This is a genomic window from Providencia sp. UF-183 (assembly GCF_058246155.1).
Genome location: NZ_JBSICD010000027.1, coordinates 22,370 through 47,877 on the forward strand (window position 1 = coordinate 22,370; position 25,508 = coordinate 47,877).

The 25,508-nt window shown below is 41.9% G+C and carries 23 protein-coding genes and 1 riboswitch; of the genes, 15 read left to right on the forward strand and 8 right to left on the reverse strand.

Features of this window, described 5'->3' with window-relative positions; translation table 11 throughout:
- The first annotated feature begins 149 nt into the window (after window positions 1-149).
- Window positions 150-1,043 (forward strand): endonuclease/exonuclease/phosphatase family protein, encoded by an 894-nt coding sequence (locus AC4IFT_RS19685; RefSeq protein WP_490752397.1) that lies wholly within the window; start codon window positions 150-152, stop codon window positions 1,041-1,043.
- A gap of 50 nt (window positions 1,044-1,093) precedes the next feature.
- On the opposite strand, the gene AC4IFT_RS19690 is transcribed toward AC4IFT_RS19685, so the two are convergent.
- Window positions 1,094-1,387: a hypothetical protein gene (locus AC4IFT_RS19690; RefSeq protein WP_490752401.1), complete on the reverse strand. Its 294-nt coding sequence runs from the start codon at window positions 1,385-1,387 to the stop codon at window positions 1,094-1,096.
- Window positions 1,388-2,497: 1,110 nt separating this feature from the next.
- On the opposite strand from AC4IFT_RS19690, the gene AC4IFT_RS19695 reads away from it, so the two are divergent.
- Window positions 2,498-2,821 (forward strand): hypothetical protein, encoded by a 324-nt coding sequence (locus tag AC4IFT_RS19695; protein WP_490752403.1) that lies wholly within the window; start codon window positions 2,498-2,500, stop codon window positions 2,819-2,821.
- Window positions 2,822-2,875: 54 nt separating this feature from the next.
- Here AC4IFT_RS19695 and AC4IFT_RS19700 read toward each other — a convergent pair whose 3' ends face one another.
- Complete coding sequence (locus AC4IFT_RS19700; RefSeq protein ID WP_490752406.1) at window positions 2,876-4,495, reverse strand: FGGY-family carbohydrate kinase; 1,620 nt, start codon at window positions 4,493-4,495, stop codon at window positions 2,876-2,878.
- Between the two features lie 40 nt (window positions 4,496-4,535).
- Window positions 4,536-5,264 (reverse strand): SDR family oxidoreductase, encoded by a 729-nt coding sequence (locus tag AC4IFT_RS19705; protein WP_490736430.1) that lies wholly within the window; start codon window positions 5,262-5,264, stop codon window positions 4,536-4,538.
- Window positions 5,265-5,495: 231 nt separating this feature from the next.
- Between AC4IFT_RS19705 and AC4IFT_RS19710 the strand changes: the two genes are divergently transcribed.
- Window positions 5,496-6,524 (forward strand): LacI family DNA-binding transcriptional regulator, encoded by a 1,029-nt coding sequence (locus AC4IFT_RS19710; RefSeq protein WP_490736432.1) that lies wholly within the window; start codon window positions 5,496-5,498, stop codon window positions 6,522-6,524.
- A 59-nt stretch (window positions 6,525-6,583) separates the two neighbouring features.
- Here AC4IFT_RS19710 and fetB read toward each other — a convergent pair whose 3' ends face one another.
- Window positions 6,584-7,360, reverse strand: a complete 777-nt coding sequence (gene fetB / locus AC4IFT_RS19715; RefSeq protein ID WP_490736434.1) for an iron efflux ABC transporter permease subunit FetB — start codon at window positions 7,358-7,360, stop codon at window positions 6,584-6,586.
- Window positions 7,361-7,372: 12 nt separating this feature from the next.
- Complete coding sequence (fetA, locus tag AC4IFT_RS19720) at window positions 7,373-8,023, reverse strand: iron efflux ABC transporter ATP-binding subunit FetA (RefSeq protein ID WP_490752408.1); 651 nt, start codon at window positions 8,021-8,023, stop codon at window positions 7,373-7,375.
- A gap of 484 nt (window positions 8,024-8,507) precedes the next feature.
- On the opposite strand from fetA, the gene AC4IFT_RS19725 reads away from it, so the two are divergent.
- Window positions 8,508-9,269: an SDR family oxidoreductase gene (locus AC4IFT_RS19725; RefSeq protein WP_490752411.1), complete on the forward strand. Its 762-nt coding sequence runs from the start codon at window positions 8,508-8,510 to the stop codon at window positions 9,267-9,269.
- Between the two features lie 136 nt (window positions 9,270-9,405).
- On the opposite strand, the gene tkt is transcribed toward AC4IFT_RS19725, so the two are convergent.
- Both tkt and rpiB read right to left on the reverse strand, forming a co-directional pair.
- Window positions 9,406-11,415, reverse strand: coding sequence for a transketolase (tkt, locus tag AC4IFT_RS19730; protein WP_490736440.1), 2,010 nt, complete (start codon window positions 11,413-11,415; stop codon window positions 9,406-9,408).
- A gap of 32 nt (window positions 11,416-11,447) precedes the next feature.
- Window positions 11,448-11,900 (reverse strand): ribose 5-phosphate isomerase B, encoded by a 453-nt coding sequence (rpiB, locus tag AC4IFT_RS19735; RefSeq protein ID WP_206083968.1) that lies wholly within the window; start codon window positions 11,898-11,900, stop codon window positions 11,448-11,450.
- Between the two features lie 322 nt (window positions 11,901-12,222).
- Here rpiB and AC4IFT_RS19740 point away from each other — a divergent pair, with 322 nt between their 5' ends.
- The 8 genes from AC4IFT_RS19740 (at window position 12,223) to AC4IFT_RS19775 (ending at window position 20,005) form a co-directional block, all read left to right on the forward strand.
- Entirely contained in the window at window positions 12,223-13,335 is a 1,113-nt protein-coding gene (locus AC4IFT_RS19740; RefSeq protein ID WP_490736442.1) for an MDR/zinc-dependent alcohol dehydrogenase-like family protein, read from the forward strand.
- A gap of 123 nt (window positions 13,336-13,458) precedes the next feature.
- Window positions 13,459-14,724, forward strand: a complete 1,266-nt coding sequence (locus AC4IFT_RS19745) for an MFS transporter (protein ID WP_273804640.1) — start codon at window positions 13,459-13,461, stop codon at window positions 14,722-14,724.
- An 11-nt stretch (window positions 14,725-14,735) separates the two neighbouring features.
- Entirely contained in the window at window positions 14,736-15,737 is a 1,002-nt protein-coding gene (locus AC4IFT_RS19750; RefSeq protein ID WP_374448321.1) for a dihydroxyacetone kinase subunit DhaK, read from the forward strand.
- Between the two features lie 11 nt (window positions 15,738-15,748).
- The gene (gene dhaL, locus AC4IFT_RS19755) at window positions 15,749-16,402 is read left to right on the forward strand and encodes a dihydroxyacetone kinase subunit DhaL (RefSeq protein WP_490752414.1); all 654 of its coding nucleotides are present in this window, start codon (window positions 15,749-15,751) and stop codon (window positions 16,400-16,402) included.
- A gap of 157 nt (window positions 16,403-16,559) precedes the next feature.
- Window positions 16,560-17,522, forward strand: coding sequence for a sugar-binding transcriptional regulator (locus AC4IFT_RS19760; RefSeq protein WP_490736449.1), 963 nt, complete (start codon window positions 16,560-16,562; stop codon window positions 17,520-17,522).
- 153 nt (window positions 17,523-17,675) lie between these two features.
- Window positions 17,676-17,747, forward strand: a riboswitch (Fluoride riboswitch).
- Window positions 17,748-17,924: 177 nt separating this feature from the next.
- Window positions 17,925-18,305: a fluoride efflux transporter CrcB gene (gene crcB, locus AC4IFT_RS19765; protein ID WP_490736451.1), complete on the forward strand. Its 381-nt coding sequence runs from the start codon at window positions 17,925-17,927 to the stop codon at window positions 18,303-18,305.
- Window positions 18,306-18,404: 99 nt separating this feature from the next.
- On the forward strand, window positions 18,405-19,538 hold the full coding sequence (locus AC4IFT_RS19770) for an AAA family ATPase (protein WP_490752416.1): 1,134 nt from the start codon (window positions 18,405-18,407) through the stop codon (window positions 19,536-19,538).
- A complete protein-coding gene (locus AC4IFT_RS19775; RefSeq protein WP_490752418.1) occupies window positions 19,538-20,005 on the forward strand; it encodes a type II toxin-antitoxin system VapC family toxin in 468 nt (155 codons plus the stop codon). Before AC4IFT_RS19770 ends, AC4IFT_RS19775 begins: the two co-directional genes overlap by 1 nt.
- Window positions 20,006-20,042: 37 nt before the next feature.
- On the opposite strand, the gene AC4IFT_RS19780 is transcribed toward AC4IFT_RS19775, so the two are convergent.
- The gene (locus tag AC4IFT_RS19780; RefSeq protein WP_490752420.1) at window positions 20,043-20,993 is read right to left on the reverse strand and encodes a sugar-binding transcriptional regulator; all 951 of its coding nucleotides are present in this window, start codon (window positions 20,991-20,993) and stop codon (window positions 20,043-20,045) included.
- A 176-nt stretch (window positions 20,994-21,169) separates the two neighbouring features.
- Between AC4IFT_RS19780 and dalD the strand changes: the two genes are divergently transcribed.
- The 3 genes from dalD to AC4IFT_RS19795 all read left to right on the forward strand — a co-directional run bounded on the left by dalD (window position 21,170) and on the right by AC4IFT_RS19795 (window position 25,417).
- A complete protein-coding gene (dalD, locus tag AC4IFT_RS19785) occupies window positions 21,170-22,558 on the forward strand; it encodes a D-arabinitol 4-dehydrogenase (protein ID WP_490752423.1) in 1,389 nt (462 codons plus the stop codon).
- A gap of 11 nt (window positions 22,559-22,569) precedes the next feature.
- Window positions 22,570-24,036, forward strand: coding sequence for a xylulokinase (gene xylB, locus AC4IFT_RS19790; protein WP_490752427.1), 1,467 nt, complete (start codon window positions 22,570-22,572; stop codon window positions 24,034-24,036).
- Between the two features lie 91 nt (window positions 24,037-24,127).
- Window positions 24,128-25,417, forward strand: a complete 1,290-nt coding sequence (locus AC4IFT_RS19795) for an MFS transporter (protein WP_490736463.1) — start codon at window positions 24,128-24,130, stop codon at window positions 25,415-25,417.
- Window positions 25,418-25,508: the final 91 nt, after the last annotated feature.

Below are 25,508 nucleotides of genomic sequence, written 5' to 3' on the forward strand. Positions count from 1 at the left end.
GTTTTTTTGTCTCTCGAAATAAGATTGTCGGTTGGGTCACTGCATCCTATTTATTCCCTGCTAATGTATAACGAGGGCAGTTAACTGCCTGCATATTATAGTCAGTCCATTACTCAATGAGTTCATTGAGCCATTACTGGGGAGTCATCATGAAATTTCTTAAAACTATCATATCAACGGCTATTTTAGCTTCTTGCAGCGTGAGTGCTGCAACGACAGGTTCTGAAGTCCTAAAAGTACAAGACGGCGGTACACCGAATAAAGTTTATGTCGCCAATAAACCGACCATTAAAGTGGCAACTTACAATATTGGTAAGAATGAATTAGCATCAGATGTAGCGAATTTAGATAACTTAAGTAAGGCAATTGGTAAGATAGATGCTGATGTTATAGTTTTAACTGAGATTGATAATAAAACGGCGCGCAGTAAAAAAGTTCACCAACTTGAAGAAATCGCCAAAGCAAACAAGATGGATTTTGCCTTCGGTAAAGCATTAGATTTTGATGGTGGTGAATATGGCGTCGGAATTTTATCAAAATACAAAATAGAGAAATCCCAAGTTGTTAATTTACCATCAGGTGATGCAGAGCAGCGTGTAGTATTAATTTCACAGATAACTAAGCCTGGTTTTGATGCACCAATTATTGTGATGGGAACGCATCTTGATTGGCAGAAAGATCCAACTATTCGTATTGGCCAAGTACGCCATATTTTAGATGCGAGCATTGGTGATACAGATACAGGCTTTGATAATATCGCAGCATCGATAAAAATATTAGCAGGGGACTTTAATTCTACGGCGAATGAGCAGCCTATTCAGGAAATTCGTTATATGTGGAACCCTGTACAGAAACAAGGAGTCGATTATCGCAGTTGGCCCGCGGTAAACCCAGCGATTGACATTGACCATATTTTTACATTTAAAGGCCAAGTGTGGGATGTGAAGAACATGCAGATCCCAACCGATGGAAAAGAATTCCAATGGTCGAGTGTTAGTGACCATCTTCCAATTATTGCTGAATTAGAATTACAAGAGCAGTAAAATTTGCTTAGGATTTATTCTTATAAAAGACCTCTATTGTGAGGTCTTTTTTATTTCTCACGCTTTTGTAATAACCTTTGCCTTTCAATATAACGTTCTTCAGCAATAGCCAGATACTGTGCAATAGTCAGGTAGATTTGTTCTTGGGGAACTGAGATGAAGTTACAGCTCATGGAGTCAGTCATTTGGGACATAAAACCAGCCATAAAATCGGGGATATTTGCATATTGATTAGCGACATGCGTGTAGTAAAACTGATAGATATAGGACGCTTGCGAATGGCTAAGTTCCATTTTATTGCTGAGGTTATTTGCTGCAAGCAAGAGTAGTTGGTTATTTGTCATGAGATCCCCTTTTTTTAGGTCACAAATGCTACCTGATTTCTCTATATTATTTTATCAAAATTAGTCGGATAATTTTAAGTATTCGTTGTTGGCTTTAGTGTCTTAAGAATATTCTGTATTTTTATTGATTTAAGATAAGTGGAAGCCAAAGGTAGTTTGTTTTTATGAAATTGCAATAGTGATGGTTAGTTAATTTCAGTTAAATATTCTAATGCTTGTTGTGTTAATATGTTGTTAATGCAAATTTTTTTTCATCATTTTAATAATTATTGATACATAAGTGATATGATTTTTCTATTTAAAATCAGTTGATTAGGTTGTTTTTATTTTGAGGTTTTTGCTGTTTTGTTAATGGGGGTTGTAAAATAAAGAGATAAAAATATATCGTTTAGAATTTTTTTCTTATTTTTGGGTTAAACGAAATAAATTTGATTATCCTTATGAATAAAAAGGATTTTTTGGTTTGTTTTTTGATGGTTTAATTTAATGGTATAACGTAAATTGAAATGAATTATATTTATTGATACTCACTGGGTGAGTACGGGTACTCGCAATTAGTGTTTATTCACAATTGGCAACATTATTATGTACATTGTATTATTTAATAATATATTGAATATAAGTAATATTAAACAGTATTAAACTGTTAAGGTGAATTATTGTTTCTGATGCTGTAGGTATGAAACCTTTTTTGTATAAAAAATACAAATTGCAACAGTTAATCTTTAAGGTACTATTTATATCTGAGGATTAATACTGGTATACTTACTCATGTAATAGGTAAAATGAAGTGTAAATACGGAATAAACGGTGCTGGTTAGAGTAAATTGATTTTTACTAAAGGTGACTTTTACGCGAAATTAAAATTAGAAAGGTCGGGCTTTCTAATAAATTATTCTTATATGGATTGGCAAGCCTATTATTAAAATAATTATTACTTTCTTACAATTAACTAAATATATCTACTTACATACCTTTTAAGCAAAGGTATGGTGAACGATTTTGGTCAATTGGTTGTGTCACTGCGTTTATGAGAGCTTAAATATGAACATAATAAAGTTGCTCACAATACTATTATTAACGGGATGCTCTTTTATTTTAGGCGTCACGTTGAACTATTCACCAACTCCAGATTTGGTGAAGATGGCGAAAACGAGTGTGGAGGATTACTTATCCTACCCAGAGTCAGCTTCTTTTAGGAATGTGCAATATAATTTTATTCGACAAACCGCAGATAAAGGAGATTTAGGTTATATCTGTGGTGAAGTGTTTCGAGTTAAAAATGCAAAACTTGAAGGTTATAAGAAATTCATTGTGAAAGCTTATAATGATAAAGATGGGCGCGTCACAATGTCCATACCACTTGTAGAAGGGGATTATGATTTATTACCAATGGAAATGATGGATTCTCTATGGAATAAGTATTGTTTCTAATTTGATTGCGAGTGATAAAGAAAGCCATTTTGGCTTTCTTTATCTGAAGATATTTTAACCCTTGAGTTCTCTTGCGCACTGCTGAAGCTTTATAAAAGAAGCAAAACGCGTATCGTGGCGCGCCTGGTAACTTTCATTTGCGTAGTAAGTTAAATCAATTTCACTGAATTGATCCATGGCTTGAGCCACATCGTCACAGACTTTACCTGCAACAGCACCTAAAATGGCTGAACCGAGTAAAACAGGTTCGCTAGCTTGTGTTGAAATAACAGGTACACCGCATGCATCCGCTAATAATTGACGAATTAATGGGTGTTGTCCTGCTCCACCACTCACAACAATGTTCTCAATTGCTGCACCTGATTTTGCTTGTGCTTCAATGATTTGTCTTAAACCATAGCCAATACCACATACACCAGCAACATAGAATGACAGTAAATTCTCTAAGCTGTTGTCCATGGTGAGTCCCGCAATAACTGCTCTTGCATGTGGGTCAGCAAATGGTGCGCGGTTACCTAAAAATTCAGGAACTACATGAATTTTCTCAGCAAGTTCAACAGATTGAGATGCCGATGTTGTCTTTTCTAACACGAGGTCAGCTAAGTAGACAGGAAGTGGTTTTTCTTGCTCTTTTGCAGTAATTTGTGCGCCTACGCAAGCAGGGTGGAGGGATAGTAGCTGATCAATCGCTGCGCCAGCGGCGCTTTGGCCACCTTCGTTCAACCACATGCCAGGAACCATAGCGCTATAATATGGCCCCCAAACACCAGGGATGAAAACAGGCTCTTTGGTCGTTGTCATGGTACAAGATGATGTGCCAAAGACATATGCCATGTTGGCAATCGCATCACCATTGACACCCACTGTACCAATACCGCCAGCATGGGCATCAATCATACCTGCTGCAACAGGGGTACCTGCTAATAAGCCCATTTGCTGTGCTGCATCGTCTGTTAAGCCAGAACCACAAGGGGTTCCTGGTTCAACAATCAATTGTCCTATACGGGCAAATTTCTCATCAGCTAGCTCAGATAAACCAATCTGATGGAAGTAGTCTGCATCCCAGCGTTTTTCATGGGCGAGATAAGTCCATTTGCAGGTTACTGTGCAAGTTGAACGTGCTAATGAGTCAGTTGATTTCCACGTCAAGAAATCCGCTAAATCAAAAAATTGCCATGCTTTTTCATAGGTTTGAGGCAAGTTTTCTTTCAACCATAAAATCTTTGGTGTTTCCATTTCAGGTGAAATTTTACCGCCGACATAATTTAAAACAGGGTGTTTTAGCTGGTTAATACGTTCAGCTTGTTCAGTTGCACGGTGATCCATCCACACGATAATATTACGGTTTGGATCTTGAGTGGGACTAACCGAAACGGGTTGTTTATCGTGCCCGATAACAACGAGTGAACAGGTTGCATCGAAACCAATACCTGCAACTTGCTGGGGGGAAACTTGTGAAGAAGCGACCGCTTGCTTGACACAATAACAAACAGCTTCCCAAATCTGGTTACTTGACTGCTCAGCGAAGTGAGCGCTATCTCGGTAAAGTGTAATATCTTGTTTGGCTGAGGATAGCATTTTGCCAGACATATCAAATACACCGGCTCGGGCGCTACCTGTTCCAACATCAATACCGATAACCACTTTATCATTTTGAGGGGTTGAGTGATGCATTTTACCTCCAAAAATTAACTGTTAAAAATAGGATAAAGCGTTATAGGTCGACACTGTTTGGCACAATGACAAGGTCACGAACCGTAACATGTTTTGGGCGAGTTAACATAAAGAGTACCGCTTCGGCAACTTCAATGGGCTGCATTAAGCTGCCATTTGCAAGAGCTTCTTCCATTTTTTCTTTTGGCCAATCATCTAATAATGCGGTGACGACAGGACCTGGTAAGACGGCACCAACACGGACACCATGCTCGGAAACTTGGCGGCGAGTTGAATGAACAAAGGCTTGAACCGCAAATTTAGATGCGGTGTATATTGGCTCCCAAATAACAGGAACAACACCCGCAATTGAGCTGGTGAATAAGACATCACCTGATTTTTGGGCAATAAAGTGAGGCAAAACGGCACGAACACTACGGAAAGCCGCGTTGATATTGAGATTTAACACCTTATCCCAAACATCAGGATCACCCTCTGCAACAGGACCGCCAATATAAGCCCCTGCATTTGCATGGAAAATATCTAAACGGCCTGCTTTGGCAAGGATTGCATCTAACATGCCGTCAACTTGTTTGGTGTTCATTAAATCAATGACTAGAGGGATTGCATTTTCGCCTAACTCGGCGACAAGTTGATTTAATCTATCTTCAGCACGGTCAATCAGAACGACTTTGACACCTGCTTTGATCAGTGTACGTGCACATTCGAGACCAATACCAGATGCTGCACCTGTAATTGCGGCAACTTTATTTTCAATGGAAATAGCCATAATGATTTACTCCAATCGGATTTTAGCAGAGGAAAATTAAAGAATAATGAAATCAATGAGATGACAATGAGTCACAGGAATGGTTAAGGTGGCTGCATAGAATGGATTGATATGAATTTTTTTATTATATCAACTCACGTTTCATCAATTTCAATATTGCTCAATCGATGTAGCAGTATTGCGACTTTTCCGCTTTGGTGTCAAGCTAGGAAAAAATGGAGATATAAATCTGTGACAAAGATCAGACAAAATAAGAAAACAACGATCTACGACCTTGCAGAACTGGCTGGTGTCTCAGCAAGTGCTGTGAGCGCGATACTCAATGGGAATTGGCAAAAAAGACGCATTAGTGCGAAGTTAGCTGAAAAAGTAATGCGTATTGCGCAAGAACAAAACTACTCAGTGAACAAGCAAGCTAGCTTATTGCGTAGTAATAAATCAAAAATTATTGGCATGTTGGTTCCAAAGTACGATAACCGCTACTTCGGCTCGATAGTGGAGCATTTTGAGGAAATGGCCCGTGAAAGAGGGCTGTTTCCAATTATTACCTGTACGCGGCGCGACCCTAAATTAGAAATAGAAGCCGCCCGTGCAATGTTATCGTACCAAGTGGATTGGCTGATTTCGACAGGGGCAACGAATCCTGACAAAATAACACAAACTTGCCAAGCATCTGGTGTACCGACACTAAATTTAGATTTGCCTGGCACTCTAGCGCCATCCGTCATTTCGGATAATTACCTTGGAGCGAAAAAACTTACACAGCGTATGTTAAGTAAAATAGACCGTGCTTCAGCATTAAATGAAGCGCTAATTTTCATTGGTGGGCGTGAGCATGATCATAATACCCACGAACGTATACGTGGCTTTATTGATGCACATAACGAAATGGGGATTACTGTTCCAAATGAAAATATTTTAGCGTGTGGGTATGCCCCTGAAAAAGCAGAAAAAGCGCTATCTAGTTTCGTTAAAAAGCACAATGAAAATTTGCAAAAGATTGCCCAAGGTGGCCTATTTATTAATTCAACGATTTCATTAGAAGGGGTGATGCGTTGGTTAGGGGAGCAAGGTTGTACAGGTCAAAACCAACCTAATTTAGGGTGTTTTGACTGGGATCCTTTTGTGGCGCTGTTAGGTAATGATATTGAAATGGTGAAGCAAGATGTGCCTACGATGCTCAATCATATTTTCAAACTGATAGATGAAGGAAATAGTCAGGCACAGTTGATTGAAGTATTGCCTGTAGGTATCGGATGATATGCCGAATATGAGGAAGAGTCGCCCGTCGTAAAACAGGCGACATTGAAGCATATAGGTTATTTATTTAAGGTATTAACCAATAGCTGGTGGCGTTGGTTATAAAATTTAATATAAGTCATATAGCCCGCTAATATTGTCGAAAGGCTGGCAGTGGCTAATAGCATAAAAGTTACCATAATTTGATATTTTACGGCCTGCAATGGGTCGACCCCCGCAAAGATTAACCCTGACATCATTCCCGGTAAGCTAACAATACCGACTGTTTTTGCTGAATCAACGGTGGGAATCAATGAGGCGCGAATACTTTCACGAATGATTGCGGCTGAGGCAACTTTTGGGGTTGCTCCGAGGCTTAACATTTCTTGAATTTGCTGCTGCTGGCTGGCAAATCGTTGCCCCAGATTATTAAAGCATAACCCGACGGCTATCATTGCATTTCCCGCAATCATTCCTGTAATCGGTATCACTTGCATCGGGGTAAACGCAATGGCTTTGGTGAGAATTAAGACCAGTAGCGTGAGAAAAGTGCCTGACGTAATCGCCACAAAGGCAGTGAGATAGATTTTATCTAAATATTTACTTCGTTTCTTTGCATTCCACGCAGCATTAACGCAAATAAACAGTACCAACGCTACAGTGAGAAGCTCATGATCAACATTAAAAATATATTTTAAAATGTAGCCAGCAATTAATAATTGAACAATGGCGCGGCAAGTACTCCAAATAATGTCTTTTTCCAAAGATAGCTTTTCTTTGTGGCTAATAAAAATCGCCACTAAGACTAACATGATAGAAAAGGTAAGTGACTCATTGGAAATGGTAGGTTGATGCACGGTGGTATCCTATTATTTAGCCAGATGAACGGGAAGGGTGATGACTTCATTTGCATGGGCAATTTCATCTTGGTCGTGAGTCACCCATAAAACCCCAATACCTTTTTCTATAGCTAATTTATGAATTAACTCATTCACTTTGACTTTATTTTCTTCATCTAGTGCGCTAGTTATCTCATCTAACAATAAAATTTCGGGCAGGAATTGTAAATTTCGAATTAATGAAATGCGCTGTTTTTCGCCCCCCGAAAGCTCGTTAATTCCTTTCTCAAGAATGGTTTCTGGTAATGAAAGATACTGCAAGTCACTGATAATTTTTGTTTTATCAAAAGACTGCTTTCTGATTTGGTAAGGGAACGCTAAGTTGTCGTAAACTGTTGCCCCGAATAATGCGGGGGTTTGAGTACAATATGATACTTGCTGGCGGTAGATTTCAGGGGAGAGAGTATTAATGTCTTGGCCGTTAAAAATAATACTCCCTTGGGTTGGGGAAATCAGTGATGCCACAATTTTTAATAAAGTACTTTTCCCGCAACCAGATGGTCCTGTGATTAATTTAAATTCGCTGGCACCTAGGTTAATCTGCACATTATCAAGAATCGTTTTTCCATCAATGGAATAGCCAATATCCTGTAGTTGCAGCAGTGAAGGTTTTTTTTCCATTTTTCCATGACCTATGTAATCAACTCACGTTATTAACGCGAATGAGAGCTATTTCTCTATTTTATCTGATATCAGCCTATTGGTTTTGTTTGATATCAATTTAGATATAACTAAGAGTATGCGCCAGTTATTGTTAAATTTACACTGTATTATGTAAAGGCGGATTATCTAAGGTTAGTTGAAATACGATTATTATGAGTATTTGGCGTTATTTTAAACAATGCAAATGATTGGATGATTTCAAAATAGATAACAAATAATCAAGTTGAATTTTATTTTGAACAGATGTTTCTTTAGTCTTTATTATTATTTAAATAATGGGATGTGGCGCTTTATTTTAAATGATGAATGTGGCTATTATATTTAAATAATATTATCTTAATTAAATAACGATACACTTATAGTGTTATTAGGATTTCGAAAGAACTCCAATATCTATATTCCCCTAATCTCAAATATCACCTCATGGCGTTAAGGAATGAAAATGACAAAGTTTAATGGTTTTAATACCCAATTCTCTCTTGATGGCAAAGTTGCATTAATCACGGGGGGCGCTGCGGGTATTGGTTTAGCAATTGCCCAGCTCTATGTGGAAAAAGGCGCCAAAGTTGCTTTGGTTGATAAGTCTGAAAATGTCATTGATGTTGCCAATAAAATGAAAAATACCATTGGTATTCAATGTGATATAACAAAAATAGACTCTGTATCACAGATGGTTGAGCAAGTAGTAAATCATTACGGAGCATTGGATATTGCAGTTAATAGTGCAGGGATTGTCGCTTTGGCTCCTGCTGAAGATTTAAGTGAGCAGGACTGGGATTTGACCATGAACGTTAATCTCAAAGGCACTTTTCTTGTGTGCCAAGCGGCTGGTAATGTCATGATTAAAAAAGGAAAAGGTAAAATAATTAATATGGCATCACAGGCTGGTGTTATCGCCTTAGATCAACATGCGGCCTACTGTGCGAGTAAAGCTGCCATTATTGGTTTAACCCAAGTTTTGGCATTAGAATGGAGCCCTAAGGGTATTCAAACCAATGCAATATCACCGACTATCGTTCTCACTGAGCTGGGTAAAAAAGCGTGGGAAGGGTCAAAAGGTGATGAAATGAAAGAAAAAATTCCAGCAAGGCGTTTTGCAGAACCGTCAGAAATTGCCGCCTGCGCTCTGTTTTTAGCTAGTGATGCTTCTGATATGATCACGGGGCATAATTTAGTGATCGATGGTGGATATAGCATTCAGTAATAAAATACAATAAGCGAATAAAATAGATTATTCGCTTATTTATAATGATAAAAATAAGCCAAATAATAAAATTATTATTTGGCTTGTAATATAAATTACAAAGTAGGATAACAGATTTAAATAACTTTGCTGTTGGTTACGCTTTGGGTTGTAATAATGATAAGGATTGCTGAATAAGCTTCTCTACTGTAAAGCCAAAATAATCAAATAATTGTTCAGCGGGAGCTGACTCACCAAAACTATTCATTCCCATAACCGATCCATCAAGACCTACATATTTTCTCCAGTAATCACTGATACTGGCTTCGATAGCAATACGGTTGCGGATATGATTGGGTAACACACGTTGCTGGTAGTCTATGGATTGTTTGTCAAAGGTATCTGTTGATGGCATAGAAATCACGTTCACTTTAAAGCCTTGATCAGTGAGATATTGCCACGCTTCAACGGCTAAAGTGACTTCAGATCCCGTTGCTATCAGCAATAACTCGGGGTTTTGACTGTTGCTACGTAATATATAACCACCCCGTTGGATATTGGCTAACTGTTCAGGGGTACGGGAATGTTGTTGCAAATTTTGTCGTGAAAGGACCAATGCCGTTGGTGTCTGTTGGTTGGTGATGGCTTGTTGCCAAGCAACCGCCGTTTCCACTTGGCAACAAGGGCGCCAGACAGATAAATTTGGCGTAGACCGCAAAGATGCCAGTTGTTCCACGGGTTGATGTGTTGGTCCATCTTCCCCTAACCCAATAGAGTCATGAGTATAAACAAGCACTTGCGGTAATTTCATTAGCGCTGCCATGCGCACTGCATTTTGTGCATATTCGTAGAACATCAAAAAAGTCGCAGTATAAGGGCGAAAACCCCCGTGCAATGCCATACCGTTGGCAATAGCGGTCATGCCAAACTCCCTGACACCATAATGAATATAGTTACCCGCAGGTTGTTTATTGATAGGAACTGAGCCAGACCAATAAGTCAGGTTGCTAGGGGCTAAATCTGCGGAGCCGCCAATGAGTGCAGGGAGAATAGGGCCAATGACATTGAGGGTATTTTGCGAGGCTTTACGAGTAGCAATTGTTTCTGGGTTATCATTCAAATTCTGAATGTAGTTCGCCATCACCGTAGAAAATGTGCTGGGTGTTTGGTTAGTTAACCGTTCGGTGAGCTGTTCAGCAAGTTCTGGATACCTTTTGGCGTATTCTCTAATGGCCTGCTCCCATTGCAATTGTTGCTCTGCGCCATGGGCTTTGGCATTCCATGACTGGTAAATGTCTTCGGGGATCTCAAAGGGGGGGTATTCCCATCCTAACTGTTTACGTGTTAGGGCTATTTCTTCCATGCCCAGTGGTGCACCGTGTGAGTTTGCTGTTCCTGCTTTATTTGGCGAGCCATAACCAATGGTAGTGCGGCAAATAATCAGAGTCGGTTTGTCTGTTTGCTGCCGTGCCTGCTCAATCGCCGCTTTGATAGCAGGTCTTGAATGGCCATCAATACGACGAATAACATGCCAGCCGTAAGCTTCGAAACGCTCGGCGGTGTTATCTGTAAACCAACCTTTAGTGTCACCATCAATGGATATTTGGTTATCATCATAAAAAGCGATGAGTTTGTTCAGCTTCAATGTACCCGCGAGGGAGCAAGCTTCGTGGGAGATCCCCTCCATTAAGCAACCATCACCAAGAAAAACATAAGTAAAGTGGTCAACAACGGAAAAACCAGATCGGTTGAATGTCGCGCCAAGGGTTTTTTCTGCAATTGCCATACCGACTGCGTTGGCAATGCCTTGCCCGAGCGGCCCAGTTGTGGTCTCAACACCGGGGGTATAACCTAGCTCAGGGTGCCCGGGTGTTTTTGAATGTAATTGCCTAAATTGTTTTAAATCGTCAATGGAAACATTGTAACCCGTTAAGTGTAATAAGCTATATAGCAGCATAGAGGCGTGACCATTTGACAGGACAAAGCGGTCACGGTTCGGCCAAGTCGGGTCGGTAGGGTTATGCTGTAAGTAGTCTCGCCATAGTACTTCGGCGATATCAGCCATGCCCATTGGTGCGCCCGGGTGGCCGGAATTGGCTTTTTGCACCGCATCAATAGAAAGAAAACGGATGGCGTTCGCTAACGGGTTTTGTGCCTGTGTGTACATAAAAACACTCCTAGAAAACTGTCTGCGTGAAACTAACGTTCCCCATTTTCATATTCACTAATGCGAGCGACTTTTGGTGCTGAACGCCCACCTTCATAATGCGAAGCCAACCAAGTATCGACGATAGTTTTTGCAAGCTCAGGGCCAATAACCCGGGCACCAAAGGTAATAATTTGTGCATCGTTACTTTTTTGTGCGCGTTCTGCTGAGTAGGTATCGTGGCAAAGTGCGGCTCGAATCCCCGTGACTTTATTGGCAACAATAGACATCCCAATCCCTGTTCCGCAAATTAATATCCCTCGTTGATGTTTTCCTTGGGCAATAGCCGTTGCGACAGCATGGGCAACATCTGGGTACATTTCATCCTTAACCCCTGTATTTAAACAATAATCGGTGACTTGAATATTCAGCGCTGCGAGGTGTTGTTTGATCAAATCTTTCATTTCAAATGCGGCGTCGTCTGCACCAATGGCGATAGATAGCATGATTGAGATCCTTATTGTTGAACAAAAGTTCATTGATTATTCAAATGTACTAATTAGAAAATAGGATCTTATGAACAAATAATCAATAGGTGAACATATGTTTTTAATTTGAATAAGCTGTATTTTGTGATCTATGGCCTTAAAATCACTTTTTTTTGCTAAAAAAGCGCAAATCCATCATTTTATGTCGATTTTATAGGAATATTTGCTCTGAATCACACTTTGAGAATCTGGTGATGTGCATCAATGATTAAAAGAAGGTATGGTTAATTTGTATCTTCATTGAACTTATGTTCATTTAACAAACGCCGAGGGTAAGACTATGTGTGAACACTGTGATCAAAAAGCCACGATGAGCGAAGGCATTCCAGAAAAAATGAAAGCGGTAGTGGCTTATGCACCGAAAGATTACCGTTTAGAAACTGTCGATGTTCCAAAAATTGGTGAAGAAGAAATTTTAGTTCGTGTTGAAGCTTGCGGGATTTGCGCAGGTGATGTGAAAGCGTTTGAAGGCGCGCCAAGCTTTTGGGGGGATGCTGAGCAACCTGCCTATATTAAAGCGCCAATGATCCCAGGACACGAATTTATCGGGCACGTTGTAGGGTTTGGCTCAAAAGTGGAAGGTTTCACATTAGGTGACCGCGTGATCTCCGAGCAAATTGTCCCTTGTTGGGAATGCCGCTTCTGTAAACGCGGAGAATATTGGATGTGTGAAAAACACGACCTGTATGGTTTCCAAAATAACGTCAATGGCGGTATGGCTCAGTACATGAAATTTACGAAAGAAGCCATCAACTACCATGTGCCTGTGGATATGCCGATTGAAGACGCAATTTTAATTGAACCGTATGCCTGCTCACTGCATGCCGTGCAACGTGCGAATGTGAAGCTGGGCGATGTGGTTGTGCTTTCGGGCGCAGGCACGCTTGGTTTAGGCATGATTGGCGCAATCAAAAAATCCGGTGCAGGCAAATTAGTGGTGCTAGATTTATTCGATAAACGCTTAGAACTCGCTAAAGAATTCGGCGCAGATATGGTCCTGAATCCAAAACGTGATGATGTGGACAAAATCATCAAAGGGATGACGGAAGGGTATGGTTGCGATATTTACATTGAAGCGACCGGCGCACCGAAATCAGTAGAACAAGGGTTAAAAATGATCCGTAAACTCGGTACTTTCGTTGAGTTCTCTGTCTTTAAAGACCCTGTAACTGTCGATTGGAGCATTATCAGCGACCGTAAAGAGCTGGATTTATTAGGTTCTCACTTAGGTCCATATTGCTACCCATTGGTTATCGAGGGTATCGGCAATGGTGATTTCCCAACCAAAGGTGTGGTAACGGATATTTTACCGTTAGATAAATTTGCAGAAGGTTTTTCCATGATGGCGAAGGGCGACCCGCATATCAAGGTGGTCTTAGACCCGAACCTGTAATGCTGTAGTGGGTTCACAAGCAAATAAAACAATAATGAGAAAAATTGGACCTGAATAAATGTCACCCTACCAAGGCTTGTTATTCAGGTCCTAACCCAGCGAACAAGCACTGAGGTTAACGATATGATAATCAATAAACTGTCTAAAGTAACGGGGTTTTCGCCAAAGTTGCTCCTTGGCTATTTTGGTGTCCTTATCTTCATGATGGGGGAAGGTCTCGAGCAAGGGTGGCTTTCACCTTTTATTATTAGCCGCGGAATGAGCATTGAACAATCTTCATTACTGTTCAGCGTATATGGCTTTTTTGCTGCGGTTGCGGCGTGGTTGTCTGGCGTTTTAGCGGAAATTTATACCGCTCGCCGAGTGATGATTTTCGGGTTTGTGATGTTTGTGATTGGCTCCGTCATTTTCTTATCCATTGGCCTGCCAAGTAACAGCTTATCCATCATGATCCCTACCTATGCATTACGTGGATTTGGCTATCCGATGTTTGCCTACGGTTTCTTAGTTTGGGTAGCGTATGAAGCGCCCATTAAAAAATTGGGTTCCGCCGTGGGGATCTTCTGGTTCGTCTACAGTGGCGGGCTAGGTGTGTTGGGGGTGATGTACTCAAGTTATGCCTTACCAATTTTAGGTGAGATGGCAACGCTATGGAGTGGGCTGATTTTTGTCACCATCGGGGCGTTTATTGCGATTGCCCTTAACCGAAACCATGAGGGCGGCGAACAACCAAAACAAAAAGTATCGCTTAACTATGTGTTTAAAGGGATCACCATTGCATTTGAAAACCCAAAAATTGGTTTAGGGGGAATAGTTAGAACCATAAACACATCAGCGGCTTACGGTTTTGTGATCTTCATGCCAATGTTTCTCGGTGACTTTGGCTTTTCCCGCACAGAATGGTTACATATCTATGCCGCACTTTGGACCGTGAATATTGCCTTTAACTTGATTTTTGGTGTGGTGAGTGACCGAATTGGTTGGCGCAATATTGTGATTTGGTTCGGGTGTGTCGGTTGTATGCTTTGTACCCTAATGTTCTATTACGTGCCGTATTACTTCGGCCATAACTATACCCTGATGATGATAGCGGCGGGGTTATTTGGCGCGTGCCTTGCAGGTTACGTACCGCTCTCTGCCATCATGCCATCACTTGCACCTGAAAATAAAGGCGCTGCGATGTCCGTACTGAATTTAGGTGCGGGGCTCAGTACTTTCGTTGGCCCTGCATTGGTCGGGATCTTTATCAGCAGTGTCGGTGCGTTTGGTGTGATTTGGATTTTCTCAGGGCTTTATTTGTTCAGTGCGATATTGATGAGGTTTATCACGGTACCGCAAGAACTTCTTGATCAGTCAGCAAAAATGCAGCTAACACCAGAAAATAAGTAAAAGAGGGAATTATGAACAGAATCATTAATGAACCTGACCTAGTTGTTGAAGACGCAATCCAAGGCTATTTAAAAGCGCACCCAGAATATTTTGCGCAAACCGATAATGCCCGCGTTTTGAAATACCCAAAAGCGCCAATCCAAGGAAAAGTAGGGATTGTCACAGGGGGAGGGTCAGGTCATGAGCCCGCATTTTTAGGTTATGTGGGTGAAAACATGTTAGATGCGGTGGCGATTGGTGAAATTTTCTCTTCACCTACCGCAGGGGCTTTTTTAGATGCGTTCAAAGCCGCAGACAGCGGTGCAGGTGTTGCTTGTTTGTACGGCAACTATGCAGGCGATAACATGAACGTGAAAATGGCGATGAAAAAAGCCGAAAAAGCGGGCATGAAGATTAAAACTGTCGTGGCAACTGACGATGTCGCCTCTGCGCCAGCGAGCGAGAAAGAAAAACGCCGCGGTGTTGCGGGTGAAATTTTAATGTGGAAAGTTGGCTCGGCAGCCGCCAGTAAGGGCTACGACCTAGATGGTGTGATTAATGCGGCACAAAAAGCCATTAATAATTGCCACTCTATCGGTGTTGGTTTGACGTCTTGTACCATTCCTGCGGTGGGCCACCCAAATTTCCACATTGAAGATGGCATGATGGAACTTGGCATCGGTCACCATGGCGAGCCGGGCATTGAAATTATGCCAATCCAATCTGCGGCGCAAATGGCACAAACGATGTTAGCGCCAATTTTAACCGATATGCAGGCAAAACAAGGGGATGAAGTTGTCGTGCTGGTTTCTGGTTTGGGTGCGACCCCAGTGATGGAGCTGTATATCTATTATGCTGAAGTTGAAAAATTATTGAGCGAAAAAGGTGTTCGCATCGTGCGTAACTATGTGGGCAATTATTTTACCTCACTCGAAATGATGGGTGTCACGCTGACACTAATGAAAGTAGATGAAGAATTAAAGACATTGATGGATGTCCCTGCGTATTCATTAGGTTTAACACAGGTTAAGTAAAGGAGCCCATTATGCAAGTTATCTCAACGGAACGTGGCAATGACATGACACTCGATTTAGTCCATATCATTGTGTCTAACCGTGAATACCTCAGTGAAATCGACGGTGCAATTGGGGATGGTGACCACGGCATTAATATGGCGAAAGGTTTTAACCTATGCGCCAAAGCGATTGAAGGGCGCGAATTATCACTCAGTGAAGGCTTTGAAGAGATTTCCGATGCGCTAATGGAAGGCATTGGCGGTTCGATGGGGCCGCTGTACGGCAGCTTCTTTATGGGGATGTCTGACAGTATTTCAGGCAAAAACGAGCTTTCACAGCACGATTTTCTGGCGATGCTACAAAACGGTTTATCAGAGTTGCAAGACATTAGTAGCGCGACGGTCGGTGATAAATGCTTGATGGATACATTGATCCCTGCGATTAATGCTTTTGAATCTGCAACCAATGCAGGCAAGGATTTCAAGCAAGCATTAGATGCAATGCAAGCAGCTGCGATTGCGGGGCGCGATTCAACCTTAGATTTAGTGGCAAAAATAGGTCGTGCCAGTCGTTTGGGGGAACGCTCCCGCGGGGTACTGGATGCAGGAGCAACGTCTTGCTGCTTATTACTCTGCCAACTTGCACAAAGTGTTGAAAAACATGGCGCTGTAGCCAACGCATAGCTATTTATTTTAGTTTTTGAGTGGATATAGAGCCGAAAACATCGCTTTATATCCACTGTCTTTGACAACTCGCTTATTAATTGCCACTAGAAACGCTATACTAAAACCTTATTATCCTTGTCGCGATTAACACCAATTGAGAGGAAATCACTACCTTATGGATAGATCACAAACATCTTCCGACATTGAGCTACTGACTGAAATTGCGATTGCGTATTATCGCGATGAAATTACGCAGGAAGAGATCGCCAATAAGTTTGGGATATCGCGAATTAAGGTGGGGCGCCTATTGAAGCGCGCAAAAGAAGAAGGGATAGTTGAAATTAACGTTCGCTATCACCCGATTTTTAGTACCCAACTCGAACAGCAATTACTTTCTCGGTTTCCGATTTCTCGTGCATTAATTGCATTGGATCACCCAGATGAAGAATCCCAACGTAATCAAGTGGGGACGTTGGTTGCCAATTATTTATCAACCACATTGCGGGACAATATGATTGTCACCGTAGGGCAAGGGCGCAACGTGGCCGTTGTTGCCGATAGTGGCGGGGCGGTGCCTGAAAAAGATTGCCGGTTTATTTGTGGTATTGGCGGAACGCATCGTCCCGGTGATTCGATAAACGCTGACCATATCAGTCGCCGCCTTGCGAAAAAATTTGGTGGAACCAGTGAAACACTGTATGCCCCAGCTTACGTGGAAAATAACGAACTTAAACAATCGTTTATGAAGAACGGCACCATAAAAGAGACCCTTGACCGTGCTCGTAAAGCGGATATTGCCTTGATTGGTATTGGCGATATGAATGAAGACAGCTATATGGTCAAATTAGGCTGGTTTACACCCCGTGAAATCGTGGATGCCAGTTTAAACCAAGGTGTTATTGGCGATATCGCAGGGTATGACTTTTTCAATGCGCAAGGGCAGCATGTGGATACCGTTATGAATGACCGAGTGATCGGCTTGAGCATCGATGAGCTGAGAAAAATTCCCTGTGTGATTGCAATTGCTTCTGAATCCTCCAAGGCAATGGCGATTATGGGCGCATTACGCACCGGGGCGATTGATATTATTGCAACTAGTGCGAGTAATGTGCGGACTATTTTAAAAATGTCCCAATAGCTTGTCATCCCCGTCATATTTCAAACCGCAGCGTTGTTGGCTGCGGTCATTCGCATTAATCACAGATGAGGTGTGCGCCTAACGGCTTATTAATAGCATCTATTATAAAATAGGTTTACATCTCCTAATTAGTTGCCTTATTATTTTAAGGTGATTATTTAGGGAGATGGCATTCCTCCTGCTGTTAAGAAACCGCCCTGTTGGGCTAATGATGCCTACGTTAACCTGTTCATTCGACGGGGTACGTAGGTTTATGTGCCCTGAATTTAGGGCATAAATGACTGATACTCGCCATACTTTAAGTTACTTAGCTTGTTACCTGCATGTAACTCAAATTATTTAGAGTATAATTGGGAGACTTTCCTTTCATTTATCCCGCCTAACGTTTTATGGGAAGTTTCTATGTACGCCTCTTTATTTGCAATTGCGATTGGTTCTGTTCTCGGTGGTTGGCTAAGATGGTTTGTTAGCCTGAAAATGAACCACCTCTATCCGAATATTCCCCTTGGTACTGTTGCGGTTAACCTTATTGGTGGCTTTGTCATTGGCTTTGCCATTTCTTATTTTGCCAGCGCTAACATCAGCCCTGCGTATAAGTTATTTATTGTGACGGGTTTTTGCGGTGCTTTTACCACCTTTTCGACTTTTTCATTAGAAGTGTTAGTGCTCATCCAAGAAGGGAAATTGGGCTTTGCGATTAGCACTATTGCTATCCATGTGATTGGCGCATTGCTCTTTACCTTACTCGGTATGCTCTGCCATAACTGGCTGGCACAGGGGTAAATGGGTATTTGATTTTGTCTGAATTGATAACAGCGATGCTTGTTCAAGGTCGGGTTACTGCTTATACTGAAATCATTGCTTTTAGTGGAGAGAAACAGGATGTTAGACAAACATTTAGAGTTTGAAGGGCTAACTGGCGTTGGTAAAGTTCAATTGGATTTTGTCCCTAACCAACGGGTATATACTCTAATTGGTGTCAACGGGGTAGGGAAAACCAAAACGCTGGAAGCCTTGTTTCAGCTTATGTTTTTTAGCAATAAGGCAGTATCCTCCTTTTTAACTGGGATGGTCAAAGTTCATTACAGATTTCATAAAGCAAATATACAGGATTTATGTATTGATGCTTCTGTTGGTGAAAAAGGATCTTTTTATTGGGGCCCAAAGATATCAGAGAGTTTTTCAACATTACATCATCAAAGTCCTATCATTTACCTTGGGGCTCAATTTCGAGGAGCAATAAGTGAAAAAAATAATATCAGTATTGGTTCTTTGGGAGATCTAGATTCAAGGCGAAAAAATTATTTTAATAATCTAGCCAAAGATATGGAGTCCAATTTTGGCTCTATGAATATGGCAACCAATATTCAAGAGTGGTTTATCCAAATTGCGCGTTCATCAAATGCTTATCAAAGTGCAGAAGATAACCGTGAAATCGAGCTTAAAACTGTTTTACGTTTATTGCATGAAATAGACAATCGCATCGATGCAGACTATTTAGAAATTAGTGGTGATGATAAAGTTAGCCTCAAAATTGATGAGCAAAAAATTCAACTTAGCCAATTAAGCTCAGGGTTTTCATCCATCCTAAAACTAATTCAATCAGTTGTGTCAGGCTATGGTTATTTCACCAATGAAACCAATTTGCAAAATGTTAAAGGCATTGTTTTTATTGATGAAATCGAAAGTCACCTGCATTTATCATGGCAAGCCAATATTATTCCGTTATTAAAACGTTTATTTCCCAATACGACTTTTTATGTCACTACCCATTCATCGGTTGTTTTATCTCAGCTTCAAGAAGGAGAAGCCTATGAACTTCAACGGGATAAGCAAGATGGTATTGTGAAAAGCCGTTTGATTCCCTCTCCAAATAAAGCGGCATTTGCAGATATTTTACGGGATGTCTTCCATGTGGATGTGAATAAAATAAAATTAGAGAACAGTACAGTAGATGAACAACAAGAGGCTAAAAATAGCTTGCTCGATTTACTGAGAAATCAAGAGGGGCAGTAATGACAAGGAATGTGTTACTTGATACCAACTTATTGATATGTGCTTTTGATAATAGTGGTTCTGCATCGCAGGAAATAAAAAATCAGGCTATTACAAAACTTACTGCACTATTATCAGATTCAGAGACAAAATTATTTATTACCCCTTTGATCCGCTATGAAGTGCTACGGGGTATTAAATGGGAAAATGTAAATGCGTATGATTCAATGTGTAACGTATTAAATGGATTTCCTGAGTTAGATATAACGCGCAATGTTGCTGAGTTATCAGCTAACCTATTTCGTTTCGACACTCATCAATTAGCCCTTACAGGGCAGGGCATGAGGAATATAGAAAAACGTAAATTTGATGTATTTCATTATTGCTGTGCGTGTTGTAACGATCTTTGCTTGGAGTCTAATGATACGGATATCGCAAAAATTGAGCAATTACATAGTCATTATTTAAGTATGCAAGCCACAGGTTAAGTTATGTATGCGGCACTGTGACCGCATACATAAAGGACTAATTATTTGCTAATAATTGTTGAGCAGTTGCTTCATCAGTGACTAAACCCGTGACCCAACTACCGTTAAGTACGGCTTGAATCGCCTGAGTTTTATGCGCCCCCCCTGCAAATGCAATCACAGGGTGATTTGGTGGGGAAAATAGTGGCACGCTCGTGTGGGTGTCATCTAAGCTGGTGGCTAAGCGCTCACCGTTAGCTTTAATAAAGTGGCCTAGGAGCTCTCCTGCGACACCTTTATCCAGCAGCATTTCTAGTTGTTCATCGGTGACAAACCCTTCTGAATTTAATGGGCAATTTTTCCCCACTTCGCCAATCCCAATAAAGGTGATATCGGCATTTAAGCCTTTTTCAGTGACCTCTTTGTAGACGCGATGTTGGCACCACATAGCTTTATCTTCAGGGCTGTCTGCGTACAATGGTGCGGGGAGAATATAGTGGCGGCATTGCAGTTTTTCTGCAAAACGCAGGGGGATATCATAGCGTGTCGCAGAGCTATCACGGGCAATTGCACCAATTAATGAGACACATTGGTGCTGTGGCATCTCAAGGTAAGGCAGTGCATCAATAATACTGCGCAATGTTCTCCCTGAACCGATACCGATAACTTGGGGTTTATCCTGCTCAATCAGCTGTTCCATCAACTCAGCACCCGCAACGGCGATCATATCCAACGTGGCATCAGTATCAAGTTGCCCCGAAGGTACAACATAACAATGGGTTAGATGATATTTTTGTTGTATCTCATTAGCGAGTCGTAAACACTCAGTGACCGGGTGGGTGATTTGCACATGCACCATACCTTGCTCTTTGGCTAAAGAGATCAATCGCTGGGCGACTTGGCGCGATAGCCCTAATTCCTGCGCAATTTCTTGTTGCGTTTTACCTGCCACAAAATACAGCCATGCGGCTCTCGCGGCTTGTTCCATTTTTTTTAATTCTTTCTGCATGGACGGTCTCCTGCCTTTTTTCATTATTGTAATTCTGGGCAATTGCTTATTAAAAGGGCAAAAGTCATTACTGTGACCATTATCGCAGTAATTCTCGTGTGATTGAAACTAAAATATAACAAACGGGCATATGCCCATAAAAATGGCAAATATTTATTTTAAGTTAAGGAGTCACAATGCTAAAGCAGAAATCCGTATGGATGCACATTGGTGCAGGGTCGTTCCATCGTGCTCATCAAGCTTGGTATTTACACCGTTTAATGGCGCAGGGGGATGACAGTTGGTCTATTGCGCTCGGTAATATTCGCAATGACGCGAATGCATTGCTTGATAACTTAGCGAAGCAACATGGCGAATATACCCTTGAAACCGTTTCGCCAGAAGGTGAGCGGCACTACGAAAAAATTACCTCTGTGCGCAAAATCCTGCACTGGGATGAAAATTTAAGCCAACTCGTTGAACAAGGCCGTGATAAAGCCACTCGCGTAATTGCTTTTACCGTCACTGAGGCAGGCTATTATTTAACCCCTCAGCATGAGTTAGATGGCCAGCAACCCGACATCAAAGCAGATTTATCAGGGAAAATGACCACAATCTACGGGGCATTGACTGAGATCCTGCGTGCACGACTTGCCGCTCATGGTGAGCCAGTCACCTTATTAAACTGTGATAACTTGCGCCATAACGGCGAACGTTTTCGCCATGGTTTCTTATCGTTTTTACAATTAAAAGGCGAAGATGAGCTATACCAATGGGTGAAAGACCATACCCGTTCACCAAATACTATGGTGGATAGAATAACGCCTCGCCCAACCCCTGATGTGGCAGAGCGCGTGAAACAGCACACGGGATGGGACGATAAAGCACCAGTAATGGGCGAAGCTTTCATTCAGTGGGTGATTGAAGATGATTTCATTAATGGACGCCCTGCATTGGAAAATGTGGATGTTGAAATGGTGGAGTCGGTACTGCCGTGGGAAGAAGCCAAAATTCGTATCCTGAATGCAAGCCACAGTTGCATTGCTTGGGCGGGGACATTAATCGGCTTGAATTTTATCGACGACAGCACGCGTGAATTACCCATCAAGCAAATGGCGTGGAATTACGTGACACAAGATGTGATCCCATCGTTATCACCGAGCCCGCTGGATTTGGAACAGTATCGTGATGTGGTACTCGATCGTTTTAGCAATCCTTACATTAAAGATACCAATCAACGTGTTGCGGCTGATGGTTTATCAAAAATCCCTGGGTTCATTACACCAACACTGCAAGAATGTTACCAACGTAACCAAGTGCCAGCAGCAACGGCGGTATTGCCCGCGCTCTTTTTTGTTTATTTGCAGCGCTGGGCGAAAGGCGAGTTACCTTATGAATACCAAGATGGCGTGTTAGATGTGGAGTATTATCAAAAAATGATGAATTCCGCGGATGCATTAACACAATTTGTCTCGAGCGAGATGTTATTTGGCTCCCTTGCGCATTCACCTGAATTCCATGAACTTATGAACAAGACGGTTGCCAGTATCGAAACTTGGCTTAAATCACCGCAGCAATCGCTGTAAGGAGAAAGGCAATGTACCTTGGAATTGACCTTGGCACTTCTGAGCTTAAGGCTGTTTTGATTAATAGCCAAGGGGAAATTGTTGCGTCCAGCCATATGGCACTCACGGTGCAACGGCCACATCCTCAGTGGGCGGAGCAATCCCCAGATAGCTGGTGGGAAGCCACAAATGCCGTAGTAGCAACCTTAAAACAAAAAGCGCCAGAAGCGTGGGCGGCAGTCAAAGGGATTGGTCTATCAGGGCAAATGCACGGCGCCGTTTTACTGGATAAACAAAACAAGGTGTTGCGTGATTGCATTCTGTGGAATGACACGCGCAGCGCCAGTGAATGCGAATGGCTGATGGAGCAGCATCCTGAATTCCTGACCGTTGGTGCGAACTTGGTGATGCCCGGTTTCACTGCACCGAAACTCTTGTGGGTTGCGCGACATGAGCCACAGATTTTCAGCGAAATTGGCAAAGTGTTGTTACCAAAAGACTACTTGCGTTGGAAGATGACAGGGCAGTTTGTCAGTGAAATGTCTGATGCGTCAGGCACGTTGTGGCTTGATGTCGCTAAACGTGATTGGTCTGACGAATTATTGGCCGCTACAAATTTGACTCGTGAACAAATGCCATCCTTGGTGGAAGGGGCTGAAAAAAGCGGCGTGTTGTGTGCTGACTTAGCCTCACATTGGGGACTGAGTGCAGACGTGATTATTGCAGGTGGCGGTGGTGATAACGCGGCTTCTGCCGTAGGCGTCGGGGCCGTTAATGAAGGAGATGCCTTGATTTCCCTTGGCACTTCAGGGGTCATTTTTGTGGTGAATAACCAACTACAAGCTGACCCTCAACATGGTGTTCACGCCTTTGCCCATGCCTTACCAAACCGTTGGCACCAAATGAGCGTGATGTTAAGTGCGGCAAACTGTTTGCGTTGGGTCTGCCAGTTATTGTCAACGACAGAAAACCAACTGATGGACGAGGTAGGTCAATTAAGAGATGAGCAGAAAAAACGCGCGCCGATATTTTTACCTTATCTTTCAGGGGAAAGAACACCACACAATGACCCTTACGCCACAGGTTCCTTTTTTGCACTGCGCAATGAAACAACCCGAGCGGAGCTGGGTTACGCAGTGATTGAAGGTGTTACTTTTGCCTTAGCAGATGGTATGGATGTGCTACAGCAAACGGGCACAAAAATGCCACGCTGTAGCCTCACGGGGGGTGGGGCTCGCAGCCCAATTTGGGCGCAATTAATTGCCGATGTGATTAATGTGCCTATCGTGACACATCCAGCAAGTTCTTCAGGGGCATTAGGTGCGGCACGCCTTGCATGGCTTGCCGATGGAGGCGAAGTGGATAAGGTATGTCAAAAACCAGACATTCTTAACACCTATTTGCCGCAAGCGATTAATCAACAAGTTCTCAATCAACGGCTTGATGTATTCCGTTTATTGTACCAGCAACAAAAACAAGCAAGAGAGCTGATGCCGTAATCGGTCGAAAAGGAGGTATTCCCTACCTACCTCCTTTATCGTTCTTTCTTCGCAACTGATTAAAATAACAATATAAAATGAGGAAACTGCAATGGAACAACAGCAGTATTGGCTTGGTTTACCTAAGCATTTGTTCTGGGGTTTTATCGCTATCGCTATTTTTATGAGCGGTGATGGCTTTGAAATGGCTTTTTTATCGAAACATATTACTGACTTAGGTTTTACACCAACACAATCCGCGATGGTATTCACCGTTTATGGCTTGATGGCTGCGGTGGCAGCTTGGGCGTCGGGTGTGGTTGCTGAAATTATCACACCATTAAAAGCCATGATGATTGGTTTTGTTTTATGGATTGTCATGCACGCATTATTTATGGCTTTCGGATTAGGCATGAAAAGCTACAGTATGATGTTGCTGTTTTATGGTATTCGTGGGCTGGCTTATCCGCTGTTTATTTATTCCTTTATGATGATGTTGGTGCAGGTGATCCCTCGTGCTCACCTTGCGGCAGCAACAGGTTGGTTTTGGGCGATGTATTCAGTGGGAATTGGTGTCATCGGCAGCTATTTACCCAGTTTCTCAATCCCGATGATGGGGGAAACAGGTACACTTTGGATGGCAATCGGCTGGGTCGCAATTGGCGGTATGATTGCTTACTTTAGCTTGCGTAACATTCCTGTTGATCGCTCAAAAGTTGATTTGCCAATGAAAGATAAAATGGCGGAGTTATCCCGTGCGGCGACAATTCTGTTTACCAATAAAGATATTTTTATGGCGAGTCTGATCCGCATTATCAATACCATTTCGTTATTTGGTTTTGCGATAATTATGCCATTACTATTTGTTGATCGCTTAGGTTTTACTATTTCTGAGTGGTTGCAAATCTGGGCCGTATTCTTCTTTGTGACGATTTTTACCAATATTTTTTGGGGAATTGTTGGGGAACATATTGGCTGGATCCGCCAAGTTAGGTGGTTTGGTTGTTTAGGAATGGCCGTGTCTAGCTTGCTGTTTTACTACTTACCCGTTTATTTTGGCCACAATTTTGCGATTGCCCTGATCCCTGCCATTTTACTGGGTATTTTTGTCGCAGCCTTTGTGCCTATGACTGCGGTGTTCCCAAGTATTGAACCACACCATAAAGGTGCTGCCGTTTCGATTTACAACTTATCTGCGGGCTTAAGTAACTTTGCTGCCCCAGCGATTGCCAGCTTGGTATTGCCTTTCTTCGATATTGTCGGGGTTGTTTGGGCATACACAGGGTTGTATATCTTTGCAGGAATTCTGACGTTCTTTATAAAAGTCCCTCAGCCAGGGTTTGAAAATAACCGTAAAATTAAACCGACTAAGGTGATTTCTCAGCAGCAAACCAATAACTAAATCTATTTTTGTATCAGGCCCATAAATAAATCGTAATTTATGGGCTTTTTATTTTTCACTGTCAATAATTCTATACATTGATAAAGAGGTA

Coding starts and splice junctions, on each gene's coding strand:
- AC4IFT_RS19685 (WP_490752397.1), top strand. CDS start 150: ATGAAATTTCTTAAAACTATCATATCAACGGCTATTTTAGCTTCTTGC.
- AC4IFT_RS19690 (WP_490752401.1), bottom strand. CDS start 1,387: ATGACAAATAACCAACTACTCTTGCTTGCAGCAAATAACCTCAGCAAT.
- AC4IFT_RS19700 (WP_490752406.1), bottom strand. CDS start 4,495: ATGCATCACTCAACCCCTCAAAATGATAAAGTGGTTATCGGTATTGAT.
- AC4IFT_RS19705 (WP_490736430.1), bottom strand. CDS start 5,264: ATGGCTATTTCCATTGAAAATAAAGTTGCCGCAATTACAGGTGCAGCA.
- fetA (WP_490752408.1), bottom strand. CDS start 8,023: ATGGAAAAAAAACCTTCACTGCTGCAACTACAGGATATTGGCTATTCC.
- AC4IFT_RS19725 (WP_490752411.1), top strand. CDS start 8,508: ATGACAAAGTTTAATGGTTTTAATACCCAATTCTCTCTTGATGGCAAA.
- tkt (WP_490736440.1), bottom strand. CDS start 11,415: ATGTACACACAGGCACAAAACCCGTTAGCGAACGCCATCCGTTTTCTT.
- rpiB (WP_206083968.1), bottom strand. CDS start 11,900: ATGCTATCTATCGCCATTGGTGCAGACGACGCCGCATTTGAAATGAAA.
- AC4IFT_RS19740 (WP_490736442.1), top strand. CDS start 12,223: ATGTGTGAACACTGTGATCAAAAAGCCACGATGAGCGAAGGCATTCCA.
- AC4IFT_RS19745 (WP_273804640.1), top strand. CDS start 13,459: ATGATAATCAATAAACTGTCTAAAGTAACGGGGTTTTCGCCAAAGTTG.
- AC4IFT_RS19750 (WP_374448321.1), top strand. CDS start 14,736: ATGAACAGAATCATTAATGAACCTGACCTAGTTGTTGAAGACGCAATC.
- dhaL (WP_490752414.1), top strand. CDS start 15,749: ATGCAAGTTATCTCAACGGAACGTGGCAATGACATGACACTCGATTTA.
- AC4IFT_RS19760 (WP_490736449.1), top strand. CDS start 16,560: ATGGATAGATCACAAACATCTTCCGACATTGAGCTACTGACTGAAATT.
- crcB (WP_490736451.1), top strand. CDS start 17,925: ATGTACGCCTCTTTATTTGCAATTGCGATTGGTTCTGTTCTCGGTGGT.
- AC4IFT_RS19770 (WP_490752416.1), top strand. CDS start 18,405: ATGTTAGACAAACATTTAGAGTTTGAAGGGCTAACTGGCGTTGGTAAA.
- AC4IFT_RS19775 (WP_490752418.1), top strand. CDS start 19,538: ATGACAAGGAATGTGTTACTTGATACCAACTTATTGATATGTGCTTTT.
- AC4IFT_RS19780 (WP_490752420.1), bottom strand. CDS start 20,993: ATGCAGAAAGAATTAAAAAAAATGGAACAAGCCGCGAGAGCCGCATGG.
- dalD (WP_490752423.1), top strand. CDS start 21,170: ATGCTAAAGCAGAAATCCGTATGGATGCACATTGGTGCAGGGTCGTTC.
- xylB (WP_490752427.1), top strand. CDS start 22,570: ATGTACCTTGGAATTGACCTTGGCACTTCTGAGCTTAAGGCTGTTTTG.
- AC4IFT_RS19795 (WP_490736463.1), top strand. CDS start 24,128: ATGGAACAACAGCAGTATTGGCTTGGTTTACCTAAGCATTTGTTCTGG.